At 70.8% G+C, this 20976-nt stretch carries 19 protein-coding genes; 6 read left to right on the top strand and 13 right to left on the bottom strand.

All coding sequences use genetic code 11. The annotated features are described in order from the left end of the window. Positions 1–58 precede the first annotated feature (58 nt). Together ACH5AO_RS20635 and ACH5AO_RS20630 are read left to right on the top strand one after the other, a co-directional pair. Positions 59–1489 carry a hypothetical protein gene (locus ACH5AO_RS20635; protein WP_398926624.1) on the top strand — a complete coding sequence of 477 codons (1431 nt, stop codon included), beginning with the start codon at positions 59–61 and terminating at the stop codon, positions 1487–1489. A gap of 37 nt (positions 1490–1526) precedes the next feature. Next, positions 1527–1748, top strand: coding sequence for a zinc ribbon domain-containing protein (locus tag ACH5AO_RS20630; RefSeq protein ID WP_398926623.1), 222 nt, complete (start codon positions 1527–1529; stop codon positions 1746–1748). A gap of 40 nt (positions 1749–1788) precedes the next feature. Here ACH5AO_RS20630 and ACH5AO_RS20625 read toward each other — a convergent pair whose 3' ends face one another. Both ACH5AO_RS20625 and ACH5AO_RS20620 read right to left on the bottom strand, forming a co-directional pair. Beyond that, positions 1789–2433, bottom strand: a complete 645-nt coding sequence (locus ACH5AO_RS20625; protein WP_398926621.1) for a response regulator — start codon at positions 2431–2433, stop codon at positions 1789–1791. After that, positions 2424–3566, bottom strand: a complete 1143-nt coding sequence (locus tag ACH5AO_RS20620) for a sensor histidine kinase (protein ID WP_398926619.1) — start codon at positions 3564–3566, stop codon at positions 2424–2426. The genes ACH5AO_RS20625 and ACH5AO_RS20620 overlap by 10 nt, the downstream gene beginning before the upstream one ends. Before the next feature lie 131 nt (positions 3567–3697). Between ACH5AO_RS20620 and ACH5AO_RS20615 the strand changes: the two genes are divergently transcribed. Continuing rightward, a complete protein-coding gene (locus ACH5AO_RS20615; protein WP_398926616.1) occupies positions 3698–4504 on the top strand; it encodes a DedA family protein in 807 nt (268 codons plus the stop codon). Positions 4505–4619: 115 nt separating this feature from the next. On the opposite strand, the gene ACH5AO_RS20610 is transcribed toward ACH5AO_RS20615, so the two are convergent. From ACH5AO_RS20610 to ACH5AO_RS20600, 3 genes are all read right to left on the bottom strand, one after another. Further along, the gene (locus ACH5AO_RS20610; RefSeq protein ID WP_398926614.1) at positions 4620–5432 is read right to left on the bottom strand and encodes an HAD family hydrolase; all 813 of its coding nucleotides are present in this window, start codon (positions 5430–5432) and stop codon (positions 4620–4622) included. Further along, positions 5432–8059, bottom strand: a complete 2628-nt coding sequence (locus ACH5AO_RS20605) for a phosphoribosyltransferase (protein WP_398926869.1) — start codon at positions 8057–8059, stop codon at positions 5432–5434. The genes ACH5AO_RS20610 and ACH5AO_RS20605 overlap by 1 nt, the downstream gene beginning before the upstream one ends. A 71-nt stretch (positions 8060–8130) precedes the next feature. Next, complete coding sequence (locus tag ACH5AO_RS20600; RefSeq protein ID WP_398926612.1) at positions 8131–9297, bottom strand: HpcH/HpaI aldolase/citrate lyase family protein; 1167 nt, start codon at positions 9295–9297, stop codon at positions 8131–8133. Between the two features lie 182 nt (positions 9298–9479). Here ACH5AO_RS20600 and ACH5AO_RS20595 point away from each other — a divergent pair, with 182 nt between their 5' ends. Continuing rightward, entirely contained in the window at positions 9480–10421 is a 942-nt protein-coding gene (locus tag ACH5AO_RS20595; protein WP_398926610.1) for a TerD family protein, read from the top strand. Positions 10422–10450: 29 nt separating this feature from the next. On the opposite strand, the gene ACH5AO_RS20590 is transcribed toward ACH5AO_RS20595, so the two are convergent. From ACH5AO_RS20590 to ACH5AO_RS20565, 6 genes are all read right to left on the bottom strand, one after another. Continuing rightward, on the bottom strand, positions 10451–11188 hold the full coding sequence (locus ACH5AO_RS20590) for a Tellurium resistance (RefSeq protein ID WP_398926608.1): 738 nt from the start codon (positions 11186–11188) through the stop codon (positions 10451–10453). 127 nt (positions 11189–11315) lie between these two features. Further along, positions 11316–12455 (bottom strand): DUF475 domain-containing protein, encoded by a 1140-nt coding sequence (locus ACH5AO_RS20585; protein ID WP_398926606.1) that lies wholly within the window; start codon positions 12453–12455, stop codon positions 11316–11318. A 49-nt stretch (positions 12456–12504) separates the two neighbouring features. Then, complete coding sequence (locus ACH5AO_RS20580; protein WP_398926604.1) at positions 12505–13080, bottom strand: TerD family protein; 576 nt, start codon at positions 13078–13080, stop codon at positions 12505–12507. 129 nt (positions 13081–13209) lie between these two features. Beyond that, positions 13210–13785: a calcium homeostasis/redox stress adaptation protein gene (locus ACH5AO_RS20575; RefSeq protein WP_398926601.1), complete on the bottom strand. Its 576-nt coding sequence runs from the start codon at positions 13783–13785 to the stop codon at positions 13210–13212. A 113-nt stretch (positions 13786–13898) separates the two neighbouring features. Beyond that, positions 13899–14357 (bottom strand): peroxiredoxin, encoded by a 459-nt coding sequence (locus ACH5AO_RS20570; protein ID WP_398926599.1) that lies wholly within the window; start codon positions 14355–14357, stop codon positions 13899–13901. Positions 14358–14465: 108 nt separating this feature from the next. After that, positions 14466–14903 (bottom strand): DUF3052 domain-containing protein, encoded by a 438-nt coding sequence (locus tag ACH5AO_RS20565; protein ID WP_030218400.1) that lies wholly within the window; start codon positions 14901–14903, stop codon positions 14466–14468. Between the two features lie 405 nt (positions 14904–15308). On the opposite strand from ACH5AO_RS20565, the gene aceE reads away from it, so the two are divergent. Beyond that, positions 15309–18056, top strand: coding sequence for a pyruvate dehydrogenase (acetyl-transferring), homodimeric type (gene aceE / locus ACH5AO_RS20560; protein ID WP_398926597.1), 2748 nt, complete (start codon positions 15309–15311; stop codon positions 18054–18056). Positions 18057–18171: 115 nt separating this feature from the next. Here aceE and ACH5AO_RS20555 read toward each other — a convergent pair whose 3' ends face one another. Continuing rightward, on the bottom strand, positions 18172–18480 hold the full coding sequence (locus ACH5AO_RS20555; RefSeq protein WP_085571146.1) for a small hydrophobic protein: 309 nt from the start codon (positions 18478–18480) through the stop codon (positions 18172–18174). A 54-nt stretch (positions 18481–18534) separates the two neighbouring features. Continuing rightward, positions 18535–20154 (bottom strand): MFS transporter, encoded by a 1620-nt coding sequence (locus tag ACH5AO_RS20550; protein ID WP_398926595.1) that lies wholly within the window; start codon positions 20152–20154, stop codon positions 18535–18537. Positions 20155–20265: 111 nt separating this feature from the next. Here ACH5AO_RS20550 and ACH5AO_RS20545 point away from each other — a divergent pair, with 111 nt between their 5' ends. Further along, positions 20266–20955: a TetR/AcrR family transcriptional regulator gene (locus ACH5AO_RS20545; protein ID WP_398926593.1), complete on the top strand. Its 690-nt coding sequence runs from the start codon at positions 20266–20268 to the stop codon at positions 20953–20955. Positions 20956–20976: the final 21 nt, after the last annotated feature.

Here is a 20976-nt window from a genome sequence, read left to right as displayed (position 1 = left end):
TCCTCTACCGGTGGGAGAATGACATCGGGCAGGGCGAACGACAGTACGGGAGAGGGATGTGACGGCGACACCAGCGCAGCCGCACTCGCCGTCGGAACCGCGCGTGCCTCGCGTGTGTCGTGCCGTGCCTCCTCTTCCTCCGCGGCCGGGTGCCCGGCGAGCCCGTGGCGCGCTGCGGGACGTGCTCGCCCTCGTGGGGCTGCCGCTGGTCGCGGCGCTGGTGCTGCCCGCCGCGTTCGCCGGGGGCGGGACGCGGCGCTGGTTCGGCGGGCGGGCCGAGAACCAGCGGGCCGAGGCGCAGGCCGCCAAGGACGCGGCGGCGGCCGCCTTCTACGAGCTCGACACCGCCCAGCGCGACCTGCGGATCTCCATCGAGACGATCACCGCTGTCGACGCCTCCCCCGCCGCCCGCCGTGCCGTCGCCGACTTCGAGGCCCTCGGCCGGCGCATCGACGAGGCCAGTCACCAGTACATCAGCGCCGTCGACGCCCACGACCTGGACCGCGACGATCTGGAGGCCTCGGTCGCCTCCCGGGCCCGCGACCGGCTGACCGCCGCCAAGGACGAGCTCGGCCGGGTCAAGCAGGAGTTGGACCGGTTCACCGACGGGCTCGGCCCCCTTCTCGACAAGGCCGAGACCCAGCTCGCCCGGCTCGCGCCCGCTGTCGAACGCGCCCGGCAGGCACTGCTCGCCGCCTCGAACGCCCTCGACACCACCCGTGGATCGGGCCTGAAGGCCGACGACCTCGCCGCCCGGCTCGCCGCGCTCTCCCCGGAACTGGCCAAGCTGAACCAGGGCGCGGGGCAGCACGGCGTGCCGGGAACCCTGGAGCGGGCCGAACGGGTCACGCGCGAGGCCGAGGCGGTCCGCGCCGAAGCCGAGCGGCTGCCGGAACGAGCCGCCGAGATCGACCACCGGCTGGTCTCCCTGCGCACCCGCGCCCAGGCCCTCACCACCCGCTCCGAACAGGTCGAACCGGTCCTCAGCGAACTGCGCCGGCGCTTCACCACCGCCTGCTGGCAGGACCTGCAGCACGTCCCCGACGTCGCTTCGGAGAACGTCGGCCAGGCGGAAGCGAGACTCGCCGAGGCCCGGGCGGCCCGCGAGGAGCAGCGCTGGGCGGACGCCACCGCTCTGCTGTCGACCGCGCGGGCGCTGCTGAACACGACCGACGAGGCGGTGTCGGCCGCCGGCGACCGGCTGCGGCGACTGAACGCGGTGCAGAAGGACCCCGGGCAGGAGATCGAACGCACCCGGTTCGCCATCCGGGACGCCCAGCGTCTGGCCATGGCCGGCCGCAACACCCCCGATCCGCGTCACGCCCGCCCGCTGGACGACGCCGTGGCCCGTCTGGAGCGAGCCGTCGCCGGGCTGGAGGGCCGTCACCCGGACTACTGGCACTTCCTGACGGAGACGGAGGAGGTACGGGTGGCGGTGAGCCGTGTGGTGGCCCTGATCCGGGAGGAACGCGGCGGCGCCGCCCACTGACCGGCACAGGACCGGCCGAGCCGGTTAACCTGTGCCCATGCCTCGCTACGAGTACCGCTGCCGGACCTGCGGCGACACCTTCGAACTGAGCCGTCCCATGGCGGAGTCCTCCGCGCCCGCGGCCTGTCCCTCGGGTCACGAGGACACGGTCAAGCTCCTCTCCACGGTCGCGGTGGCCGGTACCGCCGCGGCCCCGGCTGCCCGCGCGGGCGGTGGTGGCGGTGGCGGTGGCTGCTGCGGTGGCGGCTGCTGCGGCTGATCCCCGGACGGAGGCCACGGCACCGGACGTCAGCCGCACGTCAGCTGCCGAGGTAGCGCAGCACGGCGAGCACCCTGCGTGAATAGCCCTCACCTCCTGCCAGTCCGAGCTTGTCGAAGATCGCGTTGGTGTGTTTCTCCACCGCGCTCTGCGAGATGTGCAGCCGCCGCGCGATGGCCGCGTTGGTGTGCCCCTGCGCCATCTCGGCCAGCACCGCCCGCTCCCGCGCGGTGAGACGGGCGAGCGGGTCGGTGTGCGTCGTGCGGCCGAGCAGCTGCCGTACGACCTCCGGGTCGAAGGCGGCGCGCCCCTGCGACACCCGCTCCAGGGCGTCCAGGAACTCGTCGACCTGGACGACACGGTCCTTGAGCAGATAGCCGACTCCTTCCGACTCGCCGGTCAGCAGCTCGGTCGTGTATCGCTTCTCCACGTACTGCGAGAGCACCAGCACCCCCACCGATGGCCAGCGCCGGCGGATCTCCAGGGCCGCGCGCAGCCCTTCGTCGGTGTGTGTGGGCGGCATCCGCACATCGGCGACCACCACGTCAGGCGGGTCCTCGGCGACCGCCCGCAACAGCAGTTCCGCGTTGCCGACGGCGGCCAGCACCTGATGCCCCTCCTCCGCCAGCAGCCGCACCAGGCCCTCTCTGAGCAGGGTGGAGTCCTCGGCCAGGATCAGGCGCACGGCAGCTCCGCGGTCACCAGGGTCGGTCCGCCCGGCGGACTGCGCACCTCCAGGCGGCCGTCGAGCGCGGCGACCCGCCGGGCGAGACCGAACAGTCCGCTGCCCGTCGCGTTCGCGCCGCCCTTGCCGTCGTCCTCGATACTCACGTACAACACTCCTTCCTTCGATCCGACCTCGACCACTATCCGGGTCGGCGCCGCGTGCTTCACCGCGTTGGTGACGGCCTCGCAGACGACGAAGTAGACGACGGTCCCCACCGCCCGCTCGGGCTCCCCGGTGAGCCCGTACTCCACCCGTACCGGGACGGAGGCCCGCTCGGTAACCGTCTCCAGCGCCGCCCGCAGCCCTGCCTCGTCCAGGGTCGTGGGGTAGACCCGCCACGCCACCTCGCGCAGGTCGTCCAGGGCGTGCCGGCTCTCCTTGTGCGCCTGGCGCAGCAGCCGGTCGGTGCGGGCCGGGTCTTCGCTGCGCAGGGCGCGGCCGAGCAGCATGCCGAGCGCGACCAGACGCTGCTGCACCCCGTCGTGCAGGTCCCGCTCGATGCGCCGCCGCTCGTCGTTCACCGCGTCGACCACGGCCGCGCGGCTCGCGGACAGTTCGGCGATGCGCCGCTCCAGCGCGTCCTGGTGGCGGGGGCCCAGCAGGCGGCGGGCCAGCTTCCCCTCCAGTTCGGCCACGCCGACTATCCCCTGAACGGCGAGGAAGAGCAGGAAGAGCCCTCCGAGGGAGGTGAGGGTGACCGCTCCGGGGGTGCGTATCTCGTCGACCAGCAGCCAGAGGTACAGCCACGACGTGCCGTACCCGAGGCCGATCGCCACCGAGAGCATCACCACCGCGCCCAGGACACCCAGGGTCCAGCGGCAGGCCAGGTATGCCAGGGCCTGCGTGTCCTCGTACGCGGGCGAGGTGTGTGCTTCCAGCCAGGTCCGCAGCCGGGTGCGGTTCAGTTCCGTCAGTCCTCGCGCGCCCGCGAGGACCGGGCGGAGCACGGCGCGGCGGCCGCGCGGCCAGGCCACGACGAGCAGGAGGGGCAGGCCGGCCAGGACGGTGTAGAGCAGCTCGACGACGGCCGCGGCGGCGCCCCAGATCAGCCCCACCGCGCACCGCGTCACGCGTCGCACCATGTCTCGCATGATCGCGAGGCTAGTCGGACGCGGCACGGGGACACACTGCGGAAAACCGCAATCGCCGCTGCGGAGTACCTCAGGGCATCGTGCGGTTTTCCTCAGCGTTCCTTCAGCTCCGGTTCCCTAGCGTGGCAGGCATGACAGCCATCGCAGCGCACACGATCACAGCGGCCTCGGACGGGAGTGCCGGACCGCAGTGGGTCAACGACCTCATGGACGCCATGGGCGCCCCCGGGGCCGGCCTCGCCATCGCGCTGGAGAACCTCTTCCCTCCCATTCCCAGCGAGGTGATCCTGCCGCTGGCGGGGTTCGCCGCCAGCAGTGGGCGGATGGGTCTGCTCGCCGCACTGCTGTGGACGACCGCCGGCTCGGTGATCGGCGCGCTCGCACTGTACGGAGTGGGCGCGCTGCTCGGCCGGGACCGGACGGTGGCGATAGCGGAGCGGCTGCCGTTGGTGAAGGTCGCGGACATCGAGCGGACAGAGGCCTGGTTCCTGCGGCACGGGCCGAAAGCGGTGTTCCTCGGCCGGATGATCCCGCTCTTCCGCAGTTTCATATCGGTGCCGGCCGGCGTGGAGCGCATGCGGCTGCCGTTGTTCCTCGGTCTGACCACACTGGGCAGCGCGATCTGGAACACCGCGTTCGTGCTCGCGGGGTACGTGCTGGGGGACAACTGGGAGCAGGTGTCGACCATCGTGTCGGCGTACTCGAAGGTGGTCCTCGGCGTGGCCGCGCTGGCCCTGGTGGCGTTCGTGGTCCTGCGGCTGCTGCGCTCGGGCGACGGCCGCCGCCGGCGGGACGGGCGAGCGGACCGGGACGGGCGAGCGGGCACGGATCACATACGCCCGTCGTCGCCCGCCGCCGGTGCCGAGCACGCCGACGGGAGCACGTCCGGCCACGGGTACGACTCCACCGACACGATGAGCCTGCGACGCCACCGCTGACGTCCCGGCCACATGGCCTACCGGCCGCGCGGCCCCACCCGGGCGCGCACGACCCCACCCGGGCGACCGCACGGCCCCACCCGGACGAGCACGCGCCCCGGGCGGCCGCGCGGTCTCACCGAGGTGCGCGCACCGTCTGCAGGAACTCGCGCAGGATGCGCTCGCCGGCCAGGACGCCCCGCTCGGGGAGGGCCCTGAGCGCGGGGGCGGTCCAGTCGGCGTCGGCGAGTTCGCCGTGACCGGGGCGCCAGCCCTGGTCTGCGGCGAGGAGCAGGTCGGCGTCGAGGAGGGAGTCGCCGGCGGCGAGGGTGAGATCGGCGCCGGTGCGGCGGGCGACCTCGCGCATGGCCGCGCTCTTGGTGAGGGGCCCCGGCACTGCGTAGATCTTGCGGCCCTGGAGGGACACGGTCCAGCCGCGGTTCTCCGCCCACTCACCGAGTTCCTTCACCCACTCCTCGCGCAGCAGTTCCCGCTCGACGACGAGGTAGGCGAAGAGGTCCTCGGCGACCCGGTGCTTGCGCACCCAGACCGGGTCGGCGGTCCGCAGCAGGTGCTCCTGGACCTCGGAGAGCGGGGCGCACTCGTCGGCCAGGCGGGCGAGCACCCGGGCGTGCCAGTCCCGGTCGGACACGCCGTCGACGAGGAGGTGTCCGCCGTTGGCGCAGATCGCGTAGGTCGGCGGCGGGCCGGGGAGGTTGATGCGCTGGTACTGCTTGCGCGTGCGGGTCGTCGTGGGGACGAACACGGCCTCGTCGCCGAGGTCGGTGAGGAGCCGGGCCGCCGTCTCCGTCATGTAGGACAGGGGCTTGCTCTCGTGGACCTCCACGCACAGCAGCCGGGGGGCCCGCGCGTCCGGCATGGTCAGGGCGAGGGCGGCGGCGGAGTAGATGAGGGTGCGGTCGAGGTCGCTGGCGACGATGACGGGCATCAGCGGGTCACCGCCTTGCCGTCGGCGCCGGTGGCGCCACGGGTGTAGCGGGGGTGGATCAGCCCGACGCAGGTGTAGGGGAGTCCGTCGACCTCTTCGACGGGGACGCCCCGCTGCTGAGCGAGGAGGCGTACATGGGCGAGGTCGCTGCCGGCTCCGGCCCGGGCGAGCACCTTCCAGGGCACCCGGCGCAGCAGCACCCGGGTGGTCTCGCCGACGCCGGGCTTGACGAGGTTCACGTCGTGGATGCCGTACTCCTCGCTGATGCGTTCGACCGCCGCCCAGCCCTCCCAGGTGGGGGTGCGGTCGGTGGAGAGGAGTTCCTTGGCCTGGGCGCAGGCGGCGTCGGTGACCTCCGGGAAGCGTGCGGAGACGGCGTCCAGGAAGGCCACCGAGAGGTCGGCGCCGGCGAGTTCGCGGTAGAACTTGGCGCCGTGGAAGTCGTGCGGGCCGACCAGGTCGGCGCGGAGCACGGTGCGGGAGATCAGGCCGGACACCGTGGAGTTGAGGCAGGCGGAGGGGATCAGATAGTCCTCGCGGGTGCCGTAGGTGCGGACGCAGGAGCCGGGGTCGGCCAGGACCGCGATCTCCGGGTCGAAGCCGGTGACGCCCTCGGTCCTCTCGAACTCCTCGACGGCCTGGGCGAGTTCGCGGGTGATGGCGCCCTTGCCGGTCCAGCCGTCGACGAAGACCACGTCCCGGGGGTCGTGGTGGGCGGCCAGCCAGCGCAGCGCGTTGGCGTCGATGCCCCGGCCGCGGACGATCGAGACGGCGTAGTGAGGGAGGTCGAGACGGTGACGGTACTGCGCCCAGCGGCGCATCAGGATGCCCACGGGGGTGCCCGCGCGGGCCAGGGAGACGAGCACCGGCCGGGGAGACCGCTCGGCGAGCACGGTCTCGGTGACCACGCCCACCGCGTGGGCGAGGCGGGCCGCCGACTCGTTCAGGGCCGCGTGGAACAGTTCCTGGTACTGCTCGCTCGGCTGGTACTCCACGGGCAGCGACTCCGCGTAGTGGGCGCCGCCGCTCTGGATGGCCTCCTCGCGCTCCTCGGTCGGCGCCTCCAGCGTCACGTCCGAGAGGTCCTGGAGCAGCCAGCCGACCTCCTCGGGCGCGTACGAGGAGAAGGCGGGGCCTCTGAGGGGCTCGGGCAGCATGGTGGTGGGCCTTTCGGGGGCGTCCGGTCGGGCGTCCTTGGGAGCGGTGTCCTGCGGTGCGGGCACGTACGACGGTACGACCGCGAGGAGGACCTGCGGGGTGTGCGCGGCGAGCCGGGCGAGCAGGCCGTCGGGCGCGTGCAGTGCGGGGGTGTCGGCCGCCGAGTCGACGACGGCGACGACGGCGTCGAAGCCGCCGCCGGCGACGTTGTAGGCGTAGCGCTCGCCGGGGCCGTCGGCGGGGTCGTCGTGGGCGGGGAAGACCAGACGGGTGCGTATCGCGTAGCCGGGGTCGTCGACGGCGAGGACGGGCGAGCGGGTGGTGGTGGAGAAGCGTATGTCGGCGCCGGTGGTCCGCTCCAGCTCGCCGGCGAGGCGCAGCGGGGCGTACATCAGCTCCTCGAAGCCGAGGACGAGGACGCGGCGCGCGTCGTCGGGGAGTGCCTCCGCGAGGCGGGCGGCCATTTCGGGGAGCGCGTGTTCGAGGCGGGCCCGGTGCGCGGGGGTGAAGCCGTGGCGGCCGCCATCGGGAAGGCCGGTGGGCCAGCGCAGGTCCACTCGCGTGGCGCGGCCGGGTCCGTCGGCCGGGTGCGGGCCGGAGGTGGCCGGTCGCGCCCCCGCGGCGGCGGCTGCGGATTCGGCCACGTCCCGCGCCCCCGGAGGGTGAGCCCGAGCACCGGCTTCCGGGCTCGGGGTACGGGCATCTCCCTCAAGGGGCGCGGGGAACCGCGCGACCAGCCCCGACGCAGCCGCGGACGACCGATCACCCCGCGTGGCACCCTCGTACCGCGCCACCAGCTCCTGTCCCTTCTCAAGGACGCCGTCGGGCAGCCGCACCGTGCCCGACGCGGTCGTCACCAGGTCGATGCGCGCCCCGATCTCGCGGGCGAACCCGTCCAGCCGCCCGGCGTCGGCGGGCGAGCGCATGTCGACGAGCGCGACGACCACGTACCGCCGTCGCGGATACCGCGCGTGAAGGTCCCGGACGGTGTTCAGGACCGTGTTCCCCGTGGAGAACTCGTCGTCGACCAGGACCAGCGGGCCGTCCCCGGCCAGCAGCGACGGATCCTCCGGGAGCAGCAGGTGGGACGTGGCGTGGGAGTGGGATTCCTCGAAGCCGCCGGCCGTGGCGGTCCCCACGACCGGGCGGCGGGTGGAGTGCAGGTAGGGGGCGACGCCCAGGCCGTCGGCGACCGAGTGGCCGAGGCCGGTCGCGGTCTCCGCGTAGCCGAGGACGACCGCGCCGTCCGCCTCGTCGCCCAGCAGCTCGCGCACCCTGCGGCCGAGTGTGACGCCGTGGCCGTACACGACGGACGGCGACTGGGGGACGTGCTTGCCGAGGACGTTGGACACCAGCAGGTGGGCCCGCTTGGGGTTGCGGCGCAGCGCCAGCCCCAGCAGTGCGGGCAGGCTCTCGTCCCCGGCCAGCTCGACGCCGAGCCGCTCCGTGACCCAGCTGCCGGACCACATGTCCTCGCCGGCCCGCGTTCCGTGACGCACCGGGTGGCGCACCCCCTCGTTCACTGCCTTCTCCGTCCCGGTCACTCGGCCAGACCCGCCGCGAGCAGTTCCACGAAGCCGATGTCCTCGTTGGCGACGCCGAAGACCTCGGCGCGCAGCAGGGTCCGCTCGGCCCAGGCGCGGTGGGGTTTCACCTCGTTCATCTTGTTCGTGTAGGCCGACCTGAGTACACCCCCGCCGCCGCGTTCCGGCCGGAGGATGTCCTGGGCGTCGCTGAACTCCTCGTGGCTGACGACGGACAGCGCGTGCACGGGGAGGACGTGCGAGGGGTGGATGCAGGTCTTGCCCAGCAGGCCGTTGGCCCGGTCGAGGGCGATCTCGCGCAGCAGGCCGTCCATGGCGTGCTCGATCAACTTCTCGCGCAGTGCCACGGCCTGCACCTCGTGGAAGGGGCTCTGCCGCAGAAGTGGCTTGAACATGCGTTCCTGGACCCGGAAGTACTCCCAGACCGGCCCCGTCACGGTGAACCCCGTGCCGTCTGCCCGGGCCAGCATGTTCACCACGTCGGAGATCACGGAGGCGACGACCTGGATGTCGTACGCCGTCATGTCGGGGCCCCTGCGCAGCCCGTAGGAGGAGCAGAAGTCGGTCACGCCGAGACGCAGCGCGAGCACGCGGTCGCGGTACTTGTCGACGGCGCGGAGGATGCCCTCGAGGGTCTCGACACGGGACTCGCGGTAGAGCAGTTCGGGCGACTCCAGCACGGGCATGGCGAACAGCCTGCGGCCGCTCTCGGCCTCGGCGACGGCCAGCGCCTCCAGGAACGGCAGGCCGCGTTCCGCGGTGAACTTCGGCAGTACGAATCCGGACAGCAGCGCGACGGAGGGGCCGAGGCGGCGGACGAGGTCGGGGATCTGTTCGGGGGTGCGGACCCGGATGAACAGCAGCGGCAGGTCGGCCCCGGGCCGTCCGGCCAGGTCCGTGAACTGCCGTACGAGGTTCTCCTCGCCGGCGGTCACGTCGGCGTCGTCGATGGAGTCCTCCAGGCACAGCACCATGGAGACCACACCGCGTCCGCCCTGCTTGACGACGTCGTCGGCGAGCCGGGGCCGGGTCGCGGGGCTGTAGAGCGTGGCTCCGAGGGCCGCGGAGAGCAACCGGGCCGGGGAATCCGACGTGAACTCGCCGGGCTCCCGATAGAAGAGACGTTTCCGCACCGCAGGGGCAAGGTGCCCGAAATGACGCATAGAACTCCCCCGTGGCCTCTCTGAATCCATGGAATCTCTGGAATGTCGGTAGGTGGCCGGTAATAGTACGTAGGGATCCATGTCGACGGTTCCCGCGGGGCATGAACTTCAGGTAACCCGGCTGTGTCGACCCCCGACCCCCCGCGTTGTCGTGACCAGGACGGAGAAGGCAGGATGACCGTATGACGCACGCGATGCTCAAGGGGTCGAACGTCCCTCTCGAGGCCACCACGGTACGTGCCGTGCTGCGCTGGTCGCCCGGGCAGGGGGTGCCGGACGTCGACGCCTCCGCGCTGCTCCTCGGCCCCGACGGTCGTGTGCGCTCCGACGAGGACTTCGTGTTCTACAACCAGCCACGGCACCCCGCCGGGCAGGTGTGGCGGCTCGGCAAGAAGCGCGTCGCCGAGGGCCTGACCGATACGATCCAGACGGATCTCGCCGGTGTCGAGTCCGGTGTCGGCCGGATTCTGCTCGTCGCGTCGGCGGACGGCGTCGCCTTCGACCGCGTACGGGACCTGCGCATCCTGCTGTACGACGCGCAGGCCGCCGACGGGGAGGCGCTGGCGTATTTCGACATCAAGCCGGAGACCGGCGAGGAGACCGCGCTGATCTGCGGTGAGCTGTACCGGCGCGGGGAAGGCTGGAAGTTCCGGGCGCTCGGCGAGGGCTATTCGAACGGCCTGGAGGGGCTGGCGACCGACTTCGGCATCTCGGTGGACGAGTCGGAGGCAGCGCAGGAGCCCGATTCCTCGGACGTCACCCAGCTTCCGCCCCCGACGGCGCACGTACCGGCCTCCGACCGGACCTCCTCCGAGGCGCTGACGCAGCCCCAGGCCCCGCTCGTCCCGCCGGCGCCCGAGGTGTCCCTGCCGCTGCCGCCCGAGCAGCCGGCGGGGGTGCCCGCACAGCCCGCGTACGGCTATCCGCCGCAGCAGCCCGCGGCCACGCAGCCGGCCTACGGCTATCCCCAGCCGACCAGCCAGCCCGCCTACGGATACCCGCCGGCGCCCGCCACGGCCGCCGCGGGAGCGCCGGGCGGGTACGGTTTCCCGCCGCCGGCCGCCGCCTCCCCCGACCCCGACTTCCGGCTTCCGCCGCAGGGGCCGCAGTTCATCGGGCGCTGACGGACCGGACTCCGCGCGGCCGGGGCCCCTCAGCGACCGGCCTTCGTCTTGAAGCCCCTCCCCCACTGGAGTCCCCACCCGTACAGCCGGTCCAGCTCCCCCTGGAATCCGTACACGAACTTCACCTCGCGGCGGACGAGGATCTCGTCCTTGACGTTCTCGATCATCACCACCGCGCAGGAGCGGGCCTGGGGGTGGCGTTCGTCGAGACCGATCTCGATCCGCGGGCCGCTGCTGGGGTAGAGCGTGACCATGGCGTGCGTGCGGTCGAACGCGGGCGTCTGGTCGTAGATGTAGGCGAAGACCAGCAGGCGTTTGATGTTCTCGCGGTGGTCGAGGTTGATGTACATGGTCTCGCCCGAGCCCGACCCGAACCGGTCGTCACCGCTGAGCTTGACGTACGGCGGGGCGTTGACGTCGCCGAGGAGGCCGCCGAGGGGCTGGACCACGCCCTTGGTGCCGTCCTGGAGCTCGTACAGACAGCCGAGGTCGAGGTCGACGTTGACCATGGACTGGCTGTGGCCGATCACCTCCGGCGGCTTGAGCGCCTTGAAGGGATGGCGCAGCAGGCTCTCCCGCTGGGAGCCGCCGAAGTCGGAGGTCCGCATCCGCCAGCTCAGGTTGACCCGCAGATGGCCGGTGGCCGCGCCCTGTTTGGTCAGGGACACCTGACCGTGCCGTTTGGTCAGCTCGATGGCGTTGCTGGCCGCGCTGCCCGAGTCGAAGGCGCTCTCACGTCCGCGCCACAGTCCGTCCAGGAAACCCATTCCCGCCCCAAGTCCAGTCGCCGAACCCCGCTCGGGCCGCCCGGACTCCCCGGACGGCCGACGGGGCGGCCCCGAGGAGTGGTCCTCGGAGCCGCCCCGTCGAGAGCGTTCCTCACCCGAAGGGCCGTCACACCCCGGAGGTGACCTCAGTCTTGTCGCCGGCGTTTCCCTCGGCTTCCGCCAGCCGCTTGTTGCGGCGCACGGAGGACCAGAAGGACCAGCCGATCAGGATGACGCCGATGGAGCCGGTGATGAGCTCGGGGATCTCGTACTGGATGGTGACGAGCAGGATCAGCGAGAGGGCGCCGATGGCGTAGTGGGCGCCGTGCTCCAGGTAGACGTACTCGTCCAGGGTGCCCTGGCGGACCAGGTAGACCGTGAGGGACCGGACGTACATGGCGCCGATGCCCAGGCCCAGGGCCATCAGGACGATGTCGTTGGTGATGGCGAAGGCGCCGATCACACCGTCGAAGGAGAAGGACGCGTCCAGCACCTCCAGGTAGAGGAACATGAAGAACGCGGCCTTGCCGGCCATGGCCACCACCGTGCGGGGCTTTCCCTCCCGCGCGGCCTTCTCCTCCTCCTCGTGCTCGTGCTCCTCCTCCTCCTCGAGCTTGTCCTCGAAGTAGCCGGAGAGCCCGCCCACGATCATGTAGGTGATCAGGCCCGCGATGCCGGACAGCAGCACCGTCTCGGCCTTGTCCACGTGCGCGCCGCCGTGCTGGTGGGCCTGGGTGGCGAAGGTCATGGCGGAGATCAGCAGGATGACCAGCGCGATGCAGACCGACAGCATGTCGACCTTGCCGAGCTTGGCCAGCGGGCGCTCCAGCCAGCCCAGCCACTTGATGTCCCGGTCCTCGAAGATGAAGTCCAGGAAGATCATGAGCAGGAACATGCCACCGAACGCGGCGATCGCCGGGTGGGCGTCGGTGACCAGTTCCTGGTAACGGTCCTTGTCGCTGAGCGCGAGGTCGACGGCCTCGATCGGGCCGAGCTGGGCGCTGATGGCGACGATCACGACGGGGAAGACCAGACGCATGCCGAAGACGGCGATCAGAATGCCGATGGTGAGGAAGATCTTCTGCCAGAAGGCATTCATCTTCTTCAGGATGCCGGCGTTGACCACCGCGTTGTCGAAGGACAGCGAGATCTCGAGGATCGAGAGGATCGCCACGATGCCGAAGGCGGTCCACCCCCCGAAGAGGATCGCTGCGACCAGACCGAGCGCGGTGACCGCGAACGACCAGCCGAAGGTTTTCAGAACCACTGGCTACCCCAGGTGTGTTAACGGGTCTCCCCCGCTGCCGTAGTCGGCTTTACGAAACGTTGACTCCGAAGTCTAGAGCGATGCCCCGCAGCCCCGACGCGTACCCCTGTCCCACCGCACGGAACTTCCACTCGCCCTGATAGCGGTAGAGCTCGCCGAAGATCATCGCGGTTTCGGTGGAGGCGTCCTCGCTCAGGTCGTAACGGGCGAGTTCCTGGCCGTCGGCCTGGTTCACCACGCGGATGAAGGCATTGCTGACCTGACCGAAGGTCTGGCCGCGCTCGTCGGCCAGGTGGATGGAGACCGGAAAGACGATCTTGTCGCACTGGGCCGGCACCTTGGAGAGGTCGACCAGCAGGGACTCGTCGTCCCCGTCGCCCTCGCCGGTGAGGTTGTCACCGGTGTGCTCCACCGAGCCGTCCGGGCTCTTGAGCTGGTTGTAGAAGACGAACCACTCGTCCCCCATGACCCGGCCGCCGCTGCACATCAGCGCGCTGGCGTCGAGGTCGAAGTCGGCTCCGGTGGTGGAGCGCGCGTCCCAGCCGAGCCCGATCATGACCTGCGTGAGGTTGGGTGCGGCCTTGGACAGGGAGACGTTGCCCCCTTTGGCAAGCGTGACGCCCATGATGGTCCCTCCCCTGGTGATGTCTCTCAGGTGGTCCTGCGCGTCCGGCGCCGCACGTAAACCGTGCGGCGCCGGACGGTGTGGCCGCGGAAGGCGGCCGGGCTCGGGCGCGACCGCCCGGCAGACCTCTCAGACGTTCACGCCGAAGTCCTGCGCGATGCCGCGCAGGCCCGAGGCGTAGCCCTGGCCGATGGCGCGGAACTTCCACTCCGCGCCGTGCCGGTAGAGCTCACCGAAGACCATCGCGGTCTCGGTGGAGGCGTCCTCGCTCAGGTCGTAGCGGGCGATCTCGGAGCCGCCGGCCTGGTTGACGACGCGGATGAACGCGTTGCGCACCTGGCCGAAGGACTGCTGGCGGTTCTCGGCGTCGTAGATGGAGACCGGGAAGACGATCTTCTCGATGTCGGCGGGGACCCCGGCGAGGTTGATCTTGATCTGCTCGTCGTCGCCCTCGCCCTCACCGGTGAGGTTGTCGCCGGTGTGCTCGACCGAGCCGTCCGGGCTCTTCAGGTTGTTGAAGAAGATGAAGTGCGCGTCACTGGCGACCTTGCCGCTGTTGTTCAGGAGCAGCGCGCTGGCGTCGAGGTCGAAGTCGGTACCGGTCGTGGTGCGGATGTCCCACCCCAGACCGACGATGACCGCGGTCAGGCCCGGCGCCTCCTTGGTCAGCGATACGTTGCCGCCCTTGCTGAGGCTGACTCCCACGAGTCCTCCATTGGTGTCCTGGGGCGGGGTGCCCCGTAGTGCGTCGGATGTCGGATCAACGAGTCGATCCTAGTGACGGGTTCCCGGCCGCCGCAGGCCCCGCGGCCGAAGAATCACAGGGTGTCGAGCGCTTCGACGTACTCGTTCAGGTCACGGGCGTCCGGCAGGGCGTTGACGACGGTCCAGCGCACGACGCCCTCCTTGTCGACGATGAACGTCCCGCGCACCGCGCACCCCTTGTCCTCGTCGAAGACGCCGTACGCGCGCGAGACGTCGCCGTGCGGCCAGAAGTCGCTGAGCAGGGGGTACTCCAGGCCCTCCTGCTCGGCGAAGACGCGCAGGGTGTGGATGGAGTCGTTGGAGACGGCGAGCACCTGGGTGTCGCGGTCGGAGAACTGCGGCAGCCGGTCGCGGACCTCGCGCAGCTCGCCGGCGCACACGCTGGTGAAGGCGAACGGGTAGAAGAGCACGACCACGTTCTTCCGGCCGCGGAAGTCGGACAGCCTCACGGTCGCCCCGTGGTTGTCCTTGAGCTCGAAGCCGGGGGCCTTGTCGCCGACCTGGATCGCCATCGCCGTGTTCGTCCCTTCGGGGTGGTTCGCTCCGACCACCCTACGCAGGGAGTACGACAGGCCGGCGGACGGGCCGACGCGTGACGCGACCGGCCCGTCCGGGGTGGTTCACCGCTTGGACTTGGCCGCCTTCGGCGTCGCCAGCCGGCTGCCGCTCCAGTCCTTGCCGACGCTGACGCTCTTGGCCGCCGTCAGGCCCGCCGTGGTGGCGGCCTCCGAGATGTCGCTCGGCTCCACATAGCCCGAACGGCCCGTCTTCGGCGTGAGGAGCAGGATCGCGCCGCCCTCTTCGATGTACGTGGTGGCATCCACCAGCGCATCCGTCAGGTCGCCGTCGTCGTCGCGGAACCACAGCACAACGGCGTCAGCCACGTCGTCGTAGTCCTCGTCGACGAGGTCGCTCTCGATGACGCCCTCAATGGCCTCGCGGAGCTCCTGGTCGACGTCGTCGTCGTAGCCGATCTCCTGGACCACCTGCCCGGGCTGGAACCCCAGCCTGGCGGCAGGGTTCGTCCGCTCCTCCGCGTGGTCCGCGGTCGCGCTCACGGGTTGCCTCCTGATCATGTCTTGGGAATAACTCAGCCACGCGCGTGCGCGAAGCATTGGCCGTAGTCCACACGGGCGGGACGGATCGCGCAAGTACCCGGCCGTGCAGACCGCCGAAACGGTGACGATCCTGGCCGGGTCACCGCAACTCCAGGCACACCATCATGGCCCGGAGTGACGCACACCACACCTTTGTGCCCCGTTTGGCCCTTTGGGAACCGTCTACGTGTACGAAGACTCGAATGGACGAGCCCCATGGACACCGTACTGGTCCCGACTCCGGATTACCTCCCGGTAGAGATGACGCCGACGGCCCCGAGGTGGACCATGGGGAGCGGCGCAATCCGGGCCGTACCGGCGAGAACAGCGGCCCGTCTCCCGGCCCTCTGACAGGTAAGGAACAGCGTGGCTTCCGCATCCGATCGCAACCCGATCATCATTGGCGGCCTTCCGAGTCAGGTTCCTGACTTCGATCCCGAGGAAACCCAGGAGTGGCTCGACTCCCTCGACGCCGCGGTCGACGAGCGCGGCCGGGAGCGGGCCCGCTACCTGATGCTGCGGCTGATCGAACGTGCCCGCGCCAAGCGCGTGGCCGTGCCCGAGATGCGCAGCACGGACTACGTCAACACGATCCCGACCCGCGCCGAGCCGTTCTTCCCGGGCAACGAGGAGATCGAGCGCAAGATCCTCAACGCCACCCGCTGGAACGCCGCGGTGATGGTCTCCCGGGCTCAGCGGCCGGGCATCGGGGTCGGCGGCCACATCGCCACCTTCGCCTCCTCCGCCTCGCTGTACGACGTGGGCTTCAACCACTTCTTCCGCGGCAAGGACGAGGGCGACGGCGGCGACCAGGTCTTCTTCCAGGGACACGCCTCCCCCGGCATCTACGCCCGCGCGTACCTGCTGGACCGGCTGAGCGAGCGGCACCTGGACGGCTTCCGCCAGGAGAAGTCGAAGGCCCCGTACACCCTGTCGTCGTACCCGCACCCGCGGCTGATGCCGGACTTCTGGGAGTTCCCGACCGTGTCGATGGGGCTCGGCCCGATCGGCGCGATCTACCAGGCGCGGATGAACCGCTACATGCACGCGCGCGGCATCGCGGACACCTCGCGCTCGCGCGTGTGGGCGTTCCTCGGCGACGGCGAGATGGACGAGCCGGAGTCGCTGGGCCAGCTGACCCTCGCCGCGCGGGAGGGCCTGGACAACCTGACCTTCGTCGTCAACTGCAACCTGCAGCGGCTCGACGGCCCGGTGCGCGGCAACGGGAAGATCATCCAGGAGCTGGAGTCGGTCTTCCGGGGCGCCGGCTGGAACGTGATCAAGCTGATCTGGGACCGCACCTGGGACCCGCTGCTCGCGCAGGACCGCGACGGTGTGCTGGTCAACAAGATGAACACCACGCCGGACGGTCAGTTCCAGACGTACGCCACCGAGTCGGGCGCGTACATCCGCGACCACTTCTTCGGCGACGACCACCGGCTGCGCGCGATGGTCGAGGGCATGACCGACGACCAGATCCTGCACCTGGGGCGCGGCGGTCACGACCACCGCAAGATCTACGCGGCGTACAAGGCGGCGGTCGAGCACAAGGGCCAGCCGACGGTGATCCTGGCGAAGACGGTCAAGGGCTGGACGCTGGGCCCGAACTTCGAGGGCCGCAACGCCACGCACCAGATGAAGAAGCTGACGGTCGACGACCTCAAGCACTTCCGGGACCGGCTGCACCTGCCGATCTCCGACAAGGACCTCGAGTCCGGTCTGCCGCCCTACTACCACCCGGGGCCGGACACGGAGGAGATGCAGTACATGCACGACCGCCGCAAGTCGCTCGGCGGGTACGTGCCGACGCGGGTGGTGCGGTCGAAGCCGCTGCGGCTGCCCGAGGAGAAGACGTACGCGACCGTGAAGAAGGGCTCGGGACAGCAGTCCATCGCGACGACCATGGCCTTCGTCCGGCTCCTCAAGGACCTCATGCGGGACAAGGAGATCGGCAAGCGGTTCGTGCTGATCGCGCCGGACGAGTACCGCACGTTCGGCATGGACTCCTTCTTCCCGAGCGCGAAGATCTACAACCCGCTCGGCCAGCAGTACGAGTCGGTGGACCGGGAGCTGCTGCTCGCCTACAAGGAGGCGCCGAACGGGCAGATGCTGCACGACGGCATCTCCGAGGCCGGCTGCACGGCCTCGCTGATCGCGGCGGGGTCGGCGTACGCCACGCACGGCGAGCCGCTGATCCCGGTGTACGTCTTCTACTCGATGTTCGGTTTCCAGCGCACCGGTGACCAGTTCTGGCAGATGGCCGACCAGATGGCGCGCGGTTTCGTCCTGGGCGCCACCGCGGGGCGTACGACGCTGACCGGTGAGGGTCTCCAGCACGCGGACGGCCACTCGCAGCTGCTGGCGTCCACGAACCCGGCGTGCGTCGCGTACGACCCGGCGTTCGGGTTCGAGATCGCGCACATCGTGCGGGACGGGCTGCGCCGGATGTACGGCTCCGACGAGGAGCACCCGCACGGCGAGGACGTCTTCTACTACCTGACGGTGTACAACGAGCCGATCCAGCACCCCGCCGAGCCCGAGAACGTCGACGCGGAGGGCATCGTCAAGGGCCTCTACCGCTTCAGCGAGGGCACGGCGGGCTCGCTCCCGGCGCAGATCCTGGCGTCCGGGGTCGCGCTGCCGTGGGCGATCGAGGCGCAGCGGATCCTCGCCGAGGAGTGGGACGTCAGGGCGGACGTCTGGTCGGCGACCTCCTGGAACGAGCTGCGGCGCGAGGCGGTGGACTGCGAGCGGCACAACCTGCTGCACCCGGAGGAGGAGCAGCGCACCCCGTACGTGACGCGGAAGCTGGCGGCGGCGCGGGGGCCGGTGGTGGCGGTGTCCGACTGGATGCGGTCGGTGCCGGACCAGATCGCGCGCTGGGTGCCGGGGACGTACCAGTCGCTGGGCGCGGACGGGTTCGGGTTCGCGGACACGCGGGGGGCGGCGCGGCGGTTCTTCCACATCGACGCGGAGTCGATCGTGGTGGCGGTGCTGACGGAACTGGCCCGGGAGGGCCACGTCGACCGGTCGGTGCTGAAGCAGGCGATCGACCGGTACCAGCTGCTGGACGTCGCCGCGGCCGACCCCGGGGTGGCGGGGGGCGACGCGTAGGGCCCGGGCGGGGGGGGGGGGGGGGGGGCCCCCCCCCCCCCCCCCCCCCCGGGTGTTGGTGACTTTGGGGGGGCCCCCGGGCGTTGCGCGGGGGCCCCACCCATATGACGACACGTCAGAACACCGAATAGCCCGACGTGGTCGCTCCGGCCAGGAAGACGACGGCCAGGAGCGTGTCGATGGCGCCCAGGACGAGGGCGACCAGGGCCGGCACCGAACGGGAACCCGTCCAGCTACGGCCCATGGCCAGCCACCCACAGACGATCGCCACCGGGCCGAGGACGATCCCCAGCACGAAGAAACCGGCGACCGCGCAGATGGTTCCGATGATCCCGAGCGTCGCGCGATCCGGCCCGGACCGTGACCACGTCCGGCCACGTGTGCGGGGGTGCCTGCGCGTTCCGTGTCCGAAGCTCGCCATCATCAACTCCCTGAAGGGTTGGCTGATATGACGGGTACCCCCGCTTCCGCGGTGAATTCAGATGTGGCCGACGCCCGCGCCCGCCTCCGCGTTCTCACCGCGCTTGGTGAGGAAGGCGACCAGCACCGCCACGGCGGCGACTCCGGCGGCGACCAGGGACGCCATGCTCATGCCGGAGATGAAGGTGTCGTGGGCGACGCCGGTGATCTTCGCGGCGATCTCCGGCGGGGTGCCCTCGGCCACCGGAGCCACACCGACCTGCACGGCCTCGGAAGCCTGTCCGGCCTGCTCCGGGGTGAGCGGCGGGAGCCCGGCCTCCGCCCAGTTGCCCTCGAGGTCGCCGTCGACCTTGGAGGCCATCACGGCGCCGAGCACGGCCGTGCCGAGGCTGCCGCCGATCTGCATGGCGGCCTGCTGGAGGCCACCGGCGACGCCGGAGAGCTCGAGCGGCGCGTTGCCGACGATGACCTCGGTGGCGCCGACCATGACGGGCGCGAGGCCGAGGCCCAGCAGGGCGAACCAGAGCGACATCACGGCGCTGCCGGTGTCCGTCTCCAGCGTCGACATGCCGTACATGGCGAGCGCGGTGAACGCCATGCCGCCGGCGAGCGGGATGCGCGGGCCGACCTTGGTGATCATCACTCCGGCCAGCGGCGAGCCGACGATCATCATGCCGGTGAGCGGCAGCAGGTGCAGGCCGGCGTCGATCGGGCTCATGCCGTGCACGTTCTGCAGGTAGAAGGTGACGAAGAACAGGCCGCCCATGAAGGCGATGGCCATCAGGACCATCAGCACGACACCCGCGGACAGCGGCACGGAACGGAACAGCGCCAGCGGGATCAGCGGCTCCCGCACCTTCGTCTCCCAGAAGGCGAAGGCCCCGAAGCCGACGAACGAGCCGATGATGAACGACCAGGTCTGGATGTCGCCCCAGCCCCACTCGGGGGCCTTGATCAGCGCCCAGACGAGGCAGAACATCGCGGCCGACAGCAGGGCTATGCCGAGCAGGTCGAAGGAGCGCGGGGCGTTCTCCGCCCGGTGGTCGAGCAGGATCCACACGCCGAGCGCGACGGCGAGGACGCCGACCGGCACGTTGATGAAGAACACCGACTGCCAGTTGACGTGCTCGACGAGGACACCGCCGAGGATCGGGCCGCCCGCGGTGGAGGCACCGATGACCATGCCCCAGATGCCGATGGCCATGTTGAGCTTCTCGGCCGGGAACGTGGCCCGCAGCAGACCGAGCGCGGCCGGCATCAGCAGCGCCCCGAACAGCCCCTGGAACACACGGAAGACGATGACCAGCGCGATGCTGTCGGACAGACCGATGGCCCCCGACGCTGCGGCGAAGCCGACGACGCCGATGAGGAAGGTCTGGCGGTGCCCGAAGCGGTCACCGAGCTTGCCCGCGGTGATCAGGCAGACCGCGAGCGCGAGGAAGTAGGCGTTGGTGATCCACTGGAGCTCCGACAGCGAGGCGCCCAGGTCGTCGCCGATGGCCGGGTTCGCGATGGCCACGATGGTGCCGTCGAGGGCCACCATCATGACGCCCACGGCGACGGTGATGAGGGTGTACCAGGGGTGCCCGCGCAACCCCTTGCCCGGGGTCCCGTCCGACGGGGCGGCCGGCGTACCGTCCCCCGGCCCCGTCTTGTCGATGGTGGTCTGACTAGTCATACGTTCGAGGCTAATGTCAGCCGCTGACAGTTGACAAACCAATTCACCAGTCAGTCACTGACAGGACATGCGCGTATAGCCTGAACAGGAGAAACAGTTCCAGGAGGAGCGATGGGGACGGTCGTGACCGCCGTGGGTGCGCTGCCGCGGCCGGGTCTGAGAGAGCTGAAGAAGCAGCGCACCCGGGACGCACTGGTCCGGGCCGCGCTGGAGCTGATCGCCACGCGCGGCTACGAGGGGACGACCGTCGACGACATCGCCGCGGCCGTCGACGTCTCGCAGCGCACCTTCTTCCGCTACTTCGCCAGCAAGGAGGAGGTGGCGTTCTTCGTCCCCCGGCTCGCGGAGTCGCACGTCATCGAGGCCGTACGCGAACGCCCGCCGGGTGAGGCGCCGCTGGAGGTGCTGCGCCGGGCCGTGCTGGACAGCTGGGACGGCATCAACGCGGCCGTCGAACAACTCGTCCCCCTGGACCTGCACATGCGTGTCTACCGGGTGATCGAGTCGACGCCCGTCCTGCTCGCCGCCCATCTGCGCCGCGCGACGGAGCTGGAGGAGGAACTGGCCCGCATCGTCGCCGAGCGGGAGGGGGTCGACGTGGACGCCGACCCCCGGCCGAGGATCCTGGTGGCCGCGTTCAGCGGGGTGATCCGCGTGGCGGAGCGGCTCTGGTCCGCCGGGGACGACCTCGGCACGACGGCCATGCGGGACCTGATGAGGACCTGTCTGGACCATGTGGGACCGGCGCTCGCGGAGAACTGGCGTACGGACCCATCCCCGGATCGGCACAACGAAACGTGATCCCCGTCACTTGATTCACGC

The organism is Streptomyces sp. NPDC018964, assembly GCF_044390325.1.
Taxonomy (GTDB): Bacteria; Actinomycetota; Actinomycetes; order Streptomycetales; family Streptomycetaceae; genus Streptomyces.
Note: the sequence above shows the minus strand (reverse complement) of the source record. Positions and strands in the feature narration are given on the sequence as shown.

Bases quoted from the DNA above. Each gene is read 5' to 3' on its own strand.
- ACH5AO_RS20630 (WP_398926623.1), top strand. From the start codon at position 1,527: ATGCCTCGCTACGAGTACCGCTGCCGGACCTGCGGCGACACCTTCGAA.
- ACH5AO_RS20620 (WP_398926619.1), bottom strand. From the start codon at position 3,566: ATGCGAGACATGGTGCGACGCGTGACGCGGTGCGCGGTGGGGCTGATC.
- ACH5AO_RS20615 (WP_398926616.1), top strand. From the start codon at position 3,698: ATGACAGCCATCGCAGCGCACACGATCACAGCGGCCTCGGACGGGAGT.
- ACH5AO_RS20610 (WP_398926614.1), bottom strand. From the start codon at position 5,432: ATGCCCGTCATCGTCGCCAGCGACCTCGACCGCACCCTCATCTACTCC.
- ACH5AO_RS20605 (WP_398926869.1), bottom strand. From the start codon at position 8,059: ATGTGGTCCGGCAGCTGGGTCACGGAGCGGCTCGGCGTCGAGCTGGCC.
- ACH5AO_RS20600 (WP_398926612.1), bottom strand. From the start codon at position 9,297: ATGCGTCATTTCGGGCACCTTGCCCCTGCGGTGCGGAAACGTCTCTTC.
- ACH5AO_RS20595 (WP_398926610.1), top strand. From the start codon at position 9,480: ATGACGCACGCGATGCTCAAGGGGTCGAACGTCCCTCTCGAGGCCACC.
- ACH5AO_RS20590 (WP_398926608.1), bottom strand. From the start codon at position 11,188: ATGGGTTTCCTGGACGGACTGTGGCGCGGACGTGAGAGCGCCTTCGAC.
- ACH5AO_RS20580 (WP_398926604.1), bottom strand. From the start codon at position 13,080: ATGGGCGTCACGCTTGCCAAAGGGGGCAACGTCTCCCTGTCCAAGGCC.
- ACH5AO_RS20570 (WP_398926599.1), bottom strand. From the start codon at position 14,357: ATGGCGATCCAGGTCGGCGACAAGGCCCCCGGCTTCGAGCTCAAGGAC.
- ACH5AO_RS20555 (WP_085571146.1), bottom strand. From the start codon at position 18,480: ATGATGGCGAGCTTCGGACACGGAACGCGCAGGCACCCCCGCACACGT.
- ACH5AO_RS20550 (WP_398926595.1), bottom strand. From the start codon at position 20,154: ATGACTAGTCAGACCACCATCGACAAGACGGGGCCGGGGGACGGTACG.
- ACH5AO_RS20545 (WP_398926593.1), top strand. From the start codon at position 20,266: ATGGGGACGGTCGTGACCGCCGTGGGTGCGCTGCCGCGGCCGGGTCTG.